We start from the raw sequence: 13,234 nt of genomic DNA, 5'->3' as shown, positions 1-13,234 counted from the left end.
AACTAACTCAATAACGTGTTTTGGCCATTATAGCCACGGAGGTGTCGAGCATACGATTGGCAAATCCCCATTCGTTGTCGCACCACACTAATAATTTTACTAATCTTTTATGACTTACACGTGTCTGTGTACCATCGATGATACAAGAATGCGGATCATGATTAAAATCAACGGATACCAGCGGCTCTTCAGTATAACTTAAGATCCCAATCAATCGGCCTGTCGCCGCTTTCATCAGTTCATTATTGACCTGATCTATCGTCACATCCGTATTAAGCGTGACACTCAAATCCATCGCCGTAACATTAATTGTAGGAACACGCACGGCAATAGCCTCAAAGCGCCCTTCAAATTTAGGTAAAATACGCTCGATACCACGTGCAAGCTTTGTATCTACAGGAATAATCGACTGGCTGGCCGCTCGAGTACGACGTAAATCTGAATGATAGGCATCTATCACTTGTTGATCGTGCATCGAAGCATGAATTGTGGTGATTGCGCCCGACTCAATACCGAATGCATCGTCCAATACTTTAATCACGGGGACAATACAATTGGTCGTACACGAGCCATTTGACACAAACGTATCGCTGGATTTTAGTTCGTCATCATTGATACCAAAAACGATCGTGGCATCTAAATCACTATCGGCTGGTTGCGAATACAGCACTTTCTTGGCGCCGGCTTGGATATGCGCTTCACCGTGCGCGCGAGAATGAAAGACGCCAGTACATTCAAGCACCACATCTATTTCCAACTCTTTCCATGGCAAGTTAGCCGGCTGTTCTTCAGCAAACAACGCTATACTATCACCTGCAACCAGGATAGCATTTTCTTCTAATTGAACTGGGAATTTAAAACGACCGTGAGAGGTATCATATTTGAGGAGGTGAGCTATCCCTTGGGGGTCAGCAAGTTCGTTAATTGCGACGATGTGGATTTCTGACTGTCGCCCTGTCTCGTACAACGAACGCAAAATGTTACGCCCGATACGCCCAAATCCGTTAATTGCGACTCGAATAGCCATTAACTTTGTCTTTCCACCTTAATAACGGGAACAAAACCCAAAAGATGGCGCTATTGTAATCGACCTGAAGCAAATGTGTAAGGGATACTGGTAACTTTTTACAGGAGTTGCCCAAGTTTAAGCGACTTTAAATTTCCAATTTGATGACTTTGTGCTAAGAGCAATTCAGCCGTAGCTAATGCGTCGGTTAACGCATGGTGGCTCGAGTACAGAGGTAAGCCATAACGAGTTCGACACTGTTCTAACGTTAAATCATCCAAAGCAATTTCATGGCCTTGAGACAATAACCTGCGACGTTCAATCGATAGGGTATCTAAGATCAATGCTGGCCGTGCACGTATCCCTGACTCTCTAAATAATTCTCGAATAAATGCCATATCAAGATAACTGTGATGAAACACCACCAGCTTTCCCTCGATTGCGTGTGCAAGTTGTTCAGTAAATCGCTTTAAATCGATACCTTGCTCAACGTCATTGTGGCAAAGGCCGTGAAAAACGGGACTTTGCGCAAGTGACTTAACGTCTTTATTGACAATATGTACGGCGTCATTCAGTTGAATACATTGTTTCGTAATCGGCAACCAAGCCGCGGACACCACTTCATGCTGTTTTGCATCAAGCCCCGTGAGTTCTAAGTCTACGACAACAAAATCACAATCAATGAATTGCCGATTTGCCATTTGCTGCCGATGCCACCACTTGGAAAAAAATTGAATACAATGCGTGACCATTACAAGCTGCCTCGAGCAAACTTAAAGGCGCAGGCTTGCTGGGCCTGTTTGATAAGATAGAATGCTTCTTTAAGTTGATGGCGCTCAAGAGAAGATAAATTCTCTGGATTAATGCAATTGCCTGGCAGTCCTTCTTGATTGATCTGAGTGCGTAGTCTCAACTGTGTCAAAAATCGCCAACAGTCTTTGAGATCAAACAGATCTTTTTGCTGATTAAATTGAATTTCGCCAAGGCGTCCAATCGCTCCAACGTATTTGAACGTTTTATGCCAGCCTTTAGTGCGTACAACCGCGCAATATCGTTAATGATCACAACCCCACGCTTTTTTAGATCCAGAAAACGACTGGTGGTTTTACTCTTTTCCAGCTTGAATTGGTTAAACAATCCGATCGGAACGGAATTTGCGTTGATGTCGGTTGCCATCGCCGCGTAAAAAAGATCGTTACGTGCAATCTTAGTTAAGCCGTGCACAAGATCGTTGTATAGATCGTTGTTACCTTCAATAAACCGAATATCAAAGTATATTTTGCAATTCAACATTGCATGCGGTGTTGGCTCTGTGATCCAGTTGTTGAATCGCTTGACCCACTGTACCACCGAACCTCGACATTCGGGATTACTCGCCATGATGTTGCCCGGACAATGGATAATCCCACATTCGTGAAGATGGTCACAGACATAACGCCCCATCTCACTAAAATAAACTTTTTGCTCTTCATTCAATGTATTAGGGAGCACTAAGCCGTTGTCTTGATCCGAATGCAATGTCTGCTCTTCACGGGCCTGAGAACCAAAACATATCCATGCAAATTGGCAAGGAGCATCGCCCCGCTCGTGCTGAAAGAGTTGAATAAGTCTCGACGTCAATGCATCGCTAAGTCCACTGAGTAATTTCCCCATAAGCGAGATGTCGTCGATGTTATTGGAAAAGCGTTTAAGTAAATCAGGGATCTCAGCCGCGTAACGCTTTAGCATGACCACGCTTTCCGCTTTGTATAATCTACCGATCAATTGTACAGGATCGCTTTTTTGCTGTCGCAGTAAGTCTGTACTTGTGATCATGCCAAGCGGTTTACGCTCTTCATCCAGCACCGGTAAATGATGTATATTGTGCTTTAGCATCAAATGCAGCGCAGAAAAAACTCGGTTATTTTCAAATATGTATTTTGGCTTAGTGGTCATGATCGATGCCACCGGTTCGTGAGGATCGACACCAGCTGCTAACACACGGTTTCTGAGATCTCTATCGGTGACGACGCCTAATAGTGCCGAATCATCTGTGATCATAATAGAAGATACTCGTGCTTCACTCATGGTTTTTGCCGCTTCTTGGATACTCGCTGAAGGGAGCAGTGTAACCGCTGTGCGCGTCATCAGTTCCGCAATCTTACGCTCAGACCAACTGTCGCTACTTTGCTTGTAATGAGAGGACAATAAGCGATTTGCGTGCGCCCTCACAAAGTACTGCTCAAACGCTTTGTACTCTCGCCTTAGAAAATCAAAATGTGTTTGAGTTAATACATACACTAACCCTGCGGTTTGCACTTCCAAGCGATTTTGTATCATGTCCCCTGTCAGCAAAGACGGGAAGCCGAAATAATCACCTTGTGACAAACGGGTGACCAATTCGCCTTTGCCATTCACCAGATCAAAATGCCCAGATCGGACAAGATATAAATGAGGATTGTCTGATTTTAACCAATCTTGTTGATTTTCATGAGATAGATAAACGACTTCAAGGTGAGAACAGAAATAGCGTGTTGCGGATTCCTGTAATTGATTAAACGGTGCTTGAGTTGAAATAAACTGAAAAACGTCTTGTATTTCGCTTGTCATGAGTTCTCCCTACAAAACAACAACAGCTCGGCACAAAACCGAGCTGTTGAATAAGGTCGAGATTAGTGCGCGTGCGCTGCACTCGAACCTTTTGGACTACGAATACTTTCAACCATTTCTTGTACTTCAACAGGCGTTTCTTTGGTTAGTTTCAACACGACGGCTGCGACAACAAAGTTAACGGCCATACCGATTGTACCGATGCCTTCAGGAGAAATTCCAAACAACCAATTCGCTGAAGAATTCAATTCTGGGCTCACAAATTTAAAGTAGATAATATACGCTGCAGTAAACGTAATACCACTCACCATACCCGCAATCGCACCTTCCTTATTCATACGTTTAGAGAAGATCCCCATGATAATTGCTGGGAAGAAACTGGATGCCGCCAATCCGAAGGCAAATGCCACTACTGAAGCGACGAAACCGGGTGGATTGATACCGAAGTATGCAGAGATAGCAATCGCCACCATTGCAGCCAAGCGTGCAGCGAGAAGCTCTTGTTTGTCGCTAATATCAGGCTTTAATGTGCGTTTTAATAAATCATGTGAAACCGACGTTGAAATAACCAGCAACAATCCCGCAGTTGTCGACAATGCCGCTGCAATACCACCGGCTGCAACCAATGCAACAACCCAAGCAGGAAGGTCAGCAATTTCAGGGTTTGCTAGAACCATAATGTCACGGTCGATTTTGACTTCGTTCGCGCTATTTGGATCTTCAATCTTACCCGCTGAATACTGCATTCTGCCATCCGCATTCTTATCTTTAAATACGATAAGGCCTGTTCTTTCCCAATTCTTAACCCACGCCGGTGCTTCTTCGTAAAGCGTACCGCTACCATCTTTGCCGTTAATAGTGTCTATCATGTTCACACGAGCAAACGCTGCCACTGCAGGCGCGGTTGTATAAACAATCGCGATGAAAACGAGTGTCCATGCTGCTGAAATACGAGTGTCTTTTACTTTTGGCACAGTGAAGAAACGCACGATTACGTGAGGCAGACCAGCTGTACCAACCATAAGGGCAGCTGTGATTGCAAACACGTCAATCATGCTTTTTGAACCTTCAGTATACTGCGCGAAACCGAGTTCAGCACTCAATCCATCGAGCTTGTCCATCAGATACATTCCAGAGCCATCAGCTAGTGTTCCACCAAAACCGGTTTGTGGCAGAATGTGCCCCGTCATCATCATTGAGATAAAGATAGCAGGTACAAGGTAGGCAAATACTAATACACAGTACTGTGCTACTTGCGTGTACGTAATGCCTTTCATACCGCCAAGCACCGCGTAGAAAAATACGATCACCATACCGATGTAAACACCTGTTTCAATGTCCACTTCTAAGAAACGAGAGAACACCACGCCAACACCACGCATTTGACCTGCAATGTAGGTGAAGCAGATGAAGATAGCGCACAAAATTGCCACGATACGAGCAAGCTGCGAGTAATAACGGTCACCGATAAAGTCAGGTACTGTGAACTTACCAAATTTACGCAGGTACGGAGCAAGACACAGTGCTAAAAGTACATAGCCGCCTGTCCAACCCATCAAGTAAACACCGCCGTCGTAACCCGCGAATGAGATGATACCAGCCATGGAAATGAATGAGGCGGCACTCATCCAGTCGGCAGCTGTTGCCATCCCATTAGCAAGAGGAGGTACACCGCCTCCTGCAACATAGAATTCTTTCGTTGAGCCCGCACGAGCCCAAATTGCAATGCCGATGTAAAGCGCGAAGCTCAGACCGACTAGTAGAAACGTAAAACCTTGAACATCCATCATCGTGCTCCTTATTCATCTACGCCATATTTTTTATCAAGCGCATTCATTTTGAAGGCGTAGACAAAAATTAAAGCAACGAAGGTATAGATTGCGCCCTGTTGTGAGAACCAGAAGCCTAACTTAAACCCAAAGAAACGGATTTCGTTGAGTACATCTACCAGCAAAATCCCAAAGCCAAATGAGACTAAGAACCAGATTGCAAGTAACTTGAATACAAGACTTAAGTTCTCAGACCAATAAGCTTTTGCGTCATCTTCACTTTTAAAAGCCATTTTTATTGTCCCCTATCACTTCACCCATAAAAGGCTGTGTTGGTATTAGTTGTCATTATTGACTGTAGCAACAGGTTATCTGATTGAAATTGAGACCTTAGTCGTAACAGTTGATTTACGTTTACGTAAACTGTTAACCGGCATGACCACTGATATTGTATTCTCTTTAAATTACATACACTTAAAAAACATGACTCTGTTTGCTTCACAAAGGTTAGACCAGTTAAAGTTACATTCGACATTAGTCTATAAGCAACGAGAAAAAGACTCATATCCATATGATTTTATGCAGTTTATTTAAATAGAATTTATCTCAACGAGTGAAGCACTACTTTTGTTCATAAGTTTGATATGGTTACATTTATGCGTTCAGAGACTTAACATGACCAACGTTGCCATGTTACCGATAAAAAAGAGAAGTTATGACGGCTGCACTATTATTTGTCGCTATTTGCTACATAGGGTTACTTTTTTGGCTTGCAAGTTGGGGGGATAAAACAACTCCACTGGCTAAAAAAATTACGCACCACCCCTTTGTCTATGCTTTTTCATTGGGAATTTATTGCACCTCTTGGACGTATTACGGATCTGTTGGGACTGCGGCCAGTAGTGCCTGGCATTATCTCCCCATTTTGTTAGGGCCAGCGTTGTTATTTCTGTTCGGGCAAGGCTTTTTACGAAAACTGATCCTGGTCAGTAAAAAACAAAATATCACGACTATCGCAGACTTTATTTCTGCACGATATGGCAAACGCCAGACCACCGCCATTATGGTTACTATCATTGCGTTACTTGCGACCATTCCCTACATCGCGTTACAGCTAAAAGCGCTGAGCAGCAGTTTCTTACTGCTACAAAGCCAAGAAACTCAACTTTCGGGGACCATGCTCGCTTTGTCTGGCACTATCATAATGGCGATGTTCGCTATTTTCTTCGGGACACGAAAAGTCGATGTCACCGAATACCGTTCGGGGCTGATGCTCGCAGTAGCATTCGAGTCTATCATCAAACTTTTAGCCCTTAGTGCTGTTGCATTTGTTGCTGTTCTAACACTGTTAAAGGTTGACCATTCCCAGATATGGGCGCATTGGCAGGATTTTGATTTTGGTAATTTTAATTTTATTGGACAGACGCTTATGGCCGCAGCCGCGATCATTTGCTTACCAAGGCAATTTCATGTAACTGTTATTGATAACCAAGATAGAAGACATTTAAAAACCGCGCGTTGGGCGTTTCCACTTTACTTAATGTTAATTGCAGCGATGATAATTCCAATCGCGTCGGCTGCAATTCATCCTGCAATTGGCCTAGGTATTTCCTCAGATAGCTTTGTGCTCGCACTCCCGCTTATTGAGGGACATCCCCTGATCACAACCTTTGTGTTTATTGGTGGCCTGTCTGCAGCCACTGCGATGATAGTGGTCGCGACGTTGACGCTCAGTACCATGATCTCCAATGATGTTGTTTTGCCGCTCCTGTTTAAACGTAAATTCAAACGTAATCTCATTTCGAGCAACTTTAAAACCCAAATTTTGCTCGTACGCCGATTTACCATTGCCGCCATTTTACTGCTGTCCTATTTTTATCAGCAGTGGTTCGGTCACGGCGAGGCTTTAGCGAGTATGGGGCTTGTCGCATTTTCTTTAGTAACTCAGCTGCTCCCCGCCATTGTCGGTGGGCTGTATTGGCGAAAAGGACACGCATATGGCGTTTACGCGGGACTGCTCGCCGGTGTCATTTGCTGGATGCTGTTCCTCATGCTTCCGGTGCTTGATGCAACGGGAGGCATCGATCCTGAGTTTCGACAAACGCTCATCACCCGAGGAACACTTATTGCCTTATTTGCTAACGTTGCTTGCTACATTAGCTTCTCATTAGGTGCAAATGAGCGACTCATAGATAAAATACAAGCTGCGGCGTTTGTGAGTCCAAAAGAGCAGGCTATCTTAACCAAGCGTCTCAACAAACACGTTAAAGCAAGCATTTACGATTTCAAAATTCTTCTACAAACCTTTTTAGGCGTACAACGTAGCCAACAAGTGCTTGCCGTATATTCTATAAATCACGATATTAGCGACAACAACGCTCAACCTGAACAAGACTTTATCGCCTATTGCGAGCGTGCGCTCGCTGGCGTACTTGGCGCATCCTCAGCCCAAGCGCTTATTCATACTGTTGCATCTGGTAAACAAATGGCGTTCGAAGAAGTGGTCAATATTTTCGATGAAACCACGCAAGCGCTACAGTTCAATCAAAACTTATTGTTTACGTCGCTTGAAAACCTCTCTCATGGAATTTCGGTTGTTGATAAAGACCTGCACCTCGTTGCTTGGAATAAGCGCTATAGCGAAATGTTTAATTATCCCGAAGGATTTTTGGAAGTTGGCATGCCAATCGAGACCATTATTCGCTTTAATGCCGAGCGTGGTGAATGTGGTCCGGGTGAAATAGAGAAGCACGTGGAGAAGCGAGTTCAACATATCCGCAATGGCACACCGCATCATTTTATTCGCCACAGACGCAATGGCCAAGTGTTCGAAATGATTGGAAATCCCCTACCCGAGGGGGGTTCGTGACGAGTTTTTCAGACATCACAACGCACATCGCAACTCAAAATGCGCTTGAAGAAATTAACATGGATTTGGAAAATCGGATCGAAGCTCGGACCCAAGAAATTCGTAACATTAACTTAGATCTTCAAGCTCAAATTGCGAGCCGAGTCGAAATTGAGAAAGCATTAACTGAAGCGAAAAAAGAGGCTGAACGAGCAAACGACAGCAAAACGCGGTTTCTTGCCCTTGCGAGTCACGATATTTTACAACCGCTAAATGCTGCTCGACTTTATTTAGCGTCGATAGACAACCCGCAGCTATCAAAGAACAACCAAGATACGTTGCACAAGTTAGGTGATAGCTTGGACTCTACGGTTCATTTAATGTCTTCACTATTAGAAATAGCTAAGCTTGAACAAGGAGCAATGAGCCCTACACCTCGGCATTTTTCAATCCACGATATTCTCTCACCGTTAGCAAATGAATACGCTATCTTGTCCAAAGACAAAGGCTTAACGTTAAAAGTACGCGGTAAAGATTATATCGTTCACAGTGACACCACCTACCTGCGTCGAATCATTCAAAATCTTGTCTCAAATGCGGTGAAATACACGGATAACGGTCAAGTTCTCGTTGCATGTCGACATCGAGGTCATAGCCTTAGAATTGAAGTGTGGGATACAGGACCCGGCATCTCCGTGGTTGAACAACAGAAAATTTTTAACGACTTCTATCGGATTCACAAATCGGACAACAAAGGGGTCGGGCTTGGTCTTGGTGTTGTAAAACGCCTATGCGATTTAATGAGCATTCCGCTAAATGTTGCTTCTTTCCCGGGCAAAGGCAGTCGTTTTAGTATCGAGGTGCCTATTGGAGACAATGCCCTAGTGCAGCAAAAAGTGACGCTAAAAAGTGCAGTGGAAAGTAAGCCTCAGTTGTCTGTGTTAATCATTGATGACGACCCAAAAAATCTCGAAGCAATGGCAACACTATTGCAAAAGTGGCATTGTCAATTTACGTCGTTTTCAAGTGTGCAAAGCGCTATCGACTTTGGCAAACAACACAAGGCCCCGGATGTAATGCTCGTTGACTATCAACTTGGTGAAAAATGCGACGGCGTGACGCTCATCAAGACACTCCGTGAGATATGGCAACATGAAGTTCCAGCTATCCTCATAACCGCGGTCCGAGATCCTGAATTGAAAACGAACGTAAAGACACAGGGTATCCATTACCTCTCGAAACCGGTAAAACCGGCGAAGTTGAAAGCGTTGTTGAATCATAGCCATTAGGGCAGACATTTGACCTTAAAACGCACTACCGATCGACGATATAACATCGTATAGTGGTTAACCCAGTTTATATCGGTAAGGAATGAGGAAATGTCGATAGTATTAACCGCGGAATGTCCCGACGATGTTGGACTTATCGCGAAAATAACGGGCTTATGTTACGAACACCAGCTCAACATCACCCGAAATCAGGAATTTGTAAATAAAGAAGCCGCACGTTTTTTCATGCGTACAGAGTTATCTACACGCCCAAGTGATAGCTTTCTAACTGAGCTGCAAGCTCGGTTACCCGTTGGTAGTAAAGTAGAGCTACACAGTAATGAAAAAACCAAGGTGGTGCTACTCGCCACAAAAGAAGCTCACTGTTTAGGTGGGGTGCTACTCAAACAGTTTGAACAAGCAATGAACATCGACGTGCTTGCGGTAATCGCAAACTATCCTGATCTAGAACCACTGGTAAAAGGGTTCAATGTGCCTTTCCACGTTGTCTCACATGAAGGGTTGACGCGTGAAGAACACGATAAAAAAGTGGGTGATTTAGTGGATGAATACAAACCTGATGTGATTGGGCTTGCTAAATACATGCGTATCCTAAGTCCCAATTTTGTTTCTCGTTTTAGTAACCGAATTATCAATATTCATCACTCTTTTTTGCCCGCTTTTATCGGCGCAAGACCTTATCACCAAGCTTTTGAACGAGGTGTAAAAATCATTGGTGCAACGGCACACTTTGTTAATGATGAGCTTGATGAAGGGCCTATTATTTTGCAAGATGTCACTCAAGTGACTCATGCAGATAACGCCGAAGATATGGCTAAAATTGGTCGAGATATTGAGAAAACCGTTTTTTGTAAGGCTTTACAATTAGCCTGTGAACAGAAAGTGTTTATCAATGGCAATAAAACGGTGGTTTTTGCTTAAACATGAAAAGTTTGGCTGTAAGAGGCTTTGCCTCTTACGCTGATGGTTCGATTGGTTCTAGTTGTAATTTTGAGGCGATCAGCACAGCTTGAGTACGATTGTACACACCCAATTTTCTAAATATTGCAGTAATGTGGGCCTTAATGGTGGCCTCAGATATATTCAATTCATATGCAATTTGCTTATTTAACAGACCTTCATGTAAATATTGCAGCACTTTGTATTGTTGTGGAGTTAAAGAAGCTACCTGCTGTGCAAGTTCTTTATCTTCTACAGTAATGGCAGCCACTTTATCTTTAATTGATTCCGGCAACCAAGACTCCCCTTCAAGTATTTGCTCAATGGCATAGGCAATATCATCTGAGGATGAAGCTTTTGGAATAAAACCCATTGCTCCATATCCCATGACTTTAGAGACAATAGTTAAATCTTCACTGCCTGACACGACGGCAATAGGCAAACTGGGGTAATCTTCGCGAATACGAATTAGTCCATATAAGTCGCCATTACCGGGCATGTGGAGGTCTAACAACAACAAATCTAAGTCTTCTTGCTCAGACAAAACAGCCAATGTACAGTCGAAGTTATCCGATTCGAATACAGTTAAGCCTTCAATTCGAGACAGTAAGGCTCCTTTTAGTGCTTCCCTAAACAGAGGATGGTCATCTGCGATTAAAAACTGACTCATGGTTTGCTCCTAAAAAATCGGCTGCCCTTGAGCGCAAGGGCAGCCGTTATAGTACGTTTATAACTCAATGAGAATCAAGTTTTTAACGCTCAATTAACGGTTCAAGCGATTCTCAATTAACTCTTCAACCACAGATGGGTCTGCAAGCGTTGATGTATCACCCAATTGTTCGTATTCGTTCGCTGCGATTTTTCGCAAAATACGACGCATGATTTTACCTGAGCGTGTTTTTGGCAGGCCTGGAGTCCATTGGATCATGTCAGGTGAGGCTATGGGGCTCAACTCTTTCCGCACCCAATTACGCACTTCTTTCGTTAACTCTTCAGTGACGGTTACACCCTCATTTGGCGTTACGTATACATAGATACCTTGGCCCTTAATGTCATGCGGATAACCAACTACCGCAGCTTCCGCTACCGACTCGTGTGCAACCAGCGCACTTTCAATTTCTGCAGTACCTAAACGATGTCCTGATACATTTAGAACGTCGTCCACACGACCCGTAATCCAGTAATAACCATCTTCGTCACGTCGACAACCGTCACCAGTAAAATAAACGCCAGGATAAGCCGAGAAGTAGGTTTGTTCAAATCGCTCATGATCACCAAATACTGTACGAGCTTGAGATGGCCAACTATCGAGGATCACTAAGTTGCCTTCATTCGCTCCATCCAATGTATTGCCTTCCGCATCGAATAGCGCCGGCGCAATACCAAAGAATGGCCGCGTTGCGGAACCCGGCTTCATATCAATTGCGCCAGGTAGTGGCGTGATCATGATGCCACCAGTTTCAGTTTGCCACCACGTATCTACGATTGGGCACTGCTGGTTACCAATTTTATCGTAATACCATGTCCACGCTTCTGGGTTAATCGGTTCGCCAACCGACCCAAGCAAACGTAATGATTTACGAGTAGAAGAGGCTATTGGTTCATCACCTTTTGCCATCAACGCTCGAATTGCTGTGGGTGCCGTATATAGAATCGTAACGCCATGTTTATCAACAACATCACCAATTCGACCCGACGTAGGATATGTCGGAACACCTTCAAAAATAACTTGTGTGCAACCATTTGCAAGTGGACCATAAGTCATATAACTGTGACCCGTGATCCAACCCACATCCGCTGTACACCAATAGACATCATTTTCTTTCATGTCGAACACGTATTCGTGCGTCATGGATGCGTAAACTAAATAACCACCAGAAGTATGTACAACGCCTTTTGGTTTACCCGTTGACCCAGATGTATAGAGAATGAAAAGCGGATCTTCCGCATTCATTGGTTCGGGTTCACATGTTGCAGGTAAATCGGCAACGAGGTCATGCCACCAAACGTCAACATCATTCCACTCGACTTCACCACCGGTCAGTTGATGAACGATAACATGTTCAATCGTTTTCACATCTTTATGTGTTAACGCTTCATCGACGTTCGCTTTCAAAGGTACGCAATTTCCACCACGTCGCCCTTCATCAGAAGTTATAACGACTTTCGCGCCCGAATCTACGATTCGGTCAGCAATTGCGGTTGGCGAAAAGCCACCAAACACCACAGAGTGAATTGCACCAATTCGCGCACACGCTTGCATCGCATAAATTGCTTGAGGCGTCATGGGCATATAAATCGCAACGCGATCGCCTTTTTTAACACCAAGTTTGCGAAGGCCATTCGCCAATTTTGCGACTTCATCGTGAAGTGTTTGATAAGTAATGTTTTCACTGTGATTTGGATTGTCGCCTTCCCAAATCATGGCTACTTTATCCGCTTTGTCTTTTAAATGACGGTCAATACAGTTATACGATACGTTTAGTACACCGTCTTCATACCATTTAATACTGATATGGCCTTTATCGAATGACGTGTTTTTTACTTTACTATACGGGGTAAACCAGTCCAGTCGTTTGCCTTGTAGAGCCCAAAATTGCTCAGGATCGTCTATAGATTGTTGGTATAGTTCGTTATAGCGATCATTATCAACGAGTGCAGTGTTCTTGAATGCTTCAGGAACTGGATAAATACTCTGTGACATAGTCATCTCCATATTAATTTATTGGCCTTGCGGCTTTCCTCAAGGATCTATCAGCAATATCCCTTAAAGTATTAGACCTTAGTTGTAATT

Annotated in this window: 7 protein-coding genes and 2 pseudogenes; 2 read left to right on the top strand and 7 right to left on the bottom strand. The window is 43.8% G+C overall.

All coding sequences use genetic code 11. The features are described from left to right. Positions 1-7 precede the first annotated feature (7 nt). The 5 genes and pseudogenes from epd to NI389_RS12710 form a co-directional block, all read right to left on the bottom strand. Positions 8-1,027, bottom strand: coding sequence for an erythrose-4-phosphate dehydrogenase (gene epd / locus NI389_RS12730; RefSeq protein WP_308360256.1), 1,020 nt, complete (start codon positions 1,025-1,027; stop codon positions 8-10). Between the two features lie 98 nt (positions 1,028-1,125). Next, the gene (locus NI389_RS12725; protein ID WP_308360255.1) at positions 1,126-1,758 is read right to left on the bottom strand and encodes an exonuclease domain-containing protein; all 633 of its coding nucleotides are present in this window, start codon (positions 1,756-1,758) and stop codon (positions 1,126-1,128) included. After that, a pseudogene (locus NI389_RS12720) lies at positions 1,758-3,595 on the bottom strand (DUF294 nucleotidyltransferase-like domain-containing protein). The gene NI389_RS12725 and the pseudogene NI389_RS12720 overlap by 1 nt, the downstream one beginning before the upstream one ends. 62 nt (positions 3,596-3,657) lie before the next feature. Further along, on the bottom strand, positions 3,658-5,382 hold the full coding sequence (locus NI389_RS12715; protein ID WP_308362555.1) for a sodium:solute symporter family protein: 1,725 nt from the start codon (positions 5,380-5,382) through the stop codon (positions 3,658-3,660). Positions 5,383-5,393: 11 nt separating this feature from the next. Further along, positions 5,394-5,657 (bottom strand): DUF4212 domain-containing protein, encoded by a 264-nt coding sequence (locus tag NI389_RS12710; RefSeq protein WP_208842340.1) that lies wholly within the window; start codon positions 5,655-5,657, stop codon positions 5,394-5,396. A 422-nt stretch (positions 5,658-6,079) separates the two neighbouring features. Here NI389_RS12710 and NI389_RS12705 point away from each other — a divergent pair. Both NI389_RS12705 and purU read left to right on the top strand, forming a co-directional pair. Continuing rightward, positions 6,080-9,501 (top strand): annotated as a pseudogene (locus tag NI389_RS12705) (PAS domain-containing hybrid sensor histidine kinase/response regulator). Between the two features lie 90 nt (positions 9,502-9,591). Next, the gene (gene purU, locus NI389_RS12700; protein WP_308360254.1) at positions 9,592-10,422 is read left to right on the top strand and encodes a formyltetrahydrofolate deformylase; all 831 of its coding nucleotides are present in this window, start codon (positions 9,592-9,594) and stop codon (positions 10,420-10,422) included. Positions 10,423-10,456: 34 nt separating this feature from the next. On the opposite strand, the gene NI389_RS12695 is transcribed toward purU, so the two are convergent. Then, positions 10,457-11,110, bottom strand: a complete 654-nt coding sequence (locus NI389_RS12695; protein ID WP_308360253.1) for a response regulator transcription factor — start codon at positions 11,108-11,110, stop codon at positions 10,457-10,459. 93 nt (positions 11,111-11,203) lie between these two features. Beyond that, positions 11,204-13,144, bottom strand: coding sequence for an acetate--CoA ligase (gene acs / locus NI389_RS12690; RefSeq protein ID WP_308360252.1), 1,941 nt, complete (start codon positions 13,142-13,144; stop codon positions 11,204-11,206). Between the last annotated feature and the right edge of the window lie 90 nt (positions 13,145-13,234).

Source organism: Pseudoalteromonas xiamenensis, assembly GCF_030994125.1.
GTDB lineage: Bacteria > Pseudomonadota > Gammaproteobacteria > Enterobacterales > Alteromonadaceae > Pseudoalteromonas > Pseudoalteromonas xiamenensis_B.
The sequence above is the reverse complement of the archived record's forward strand: the minus strand, read 5'-3'. Positions and strand labels throughout refer to the sequence as shown.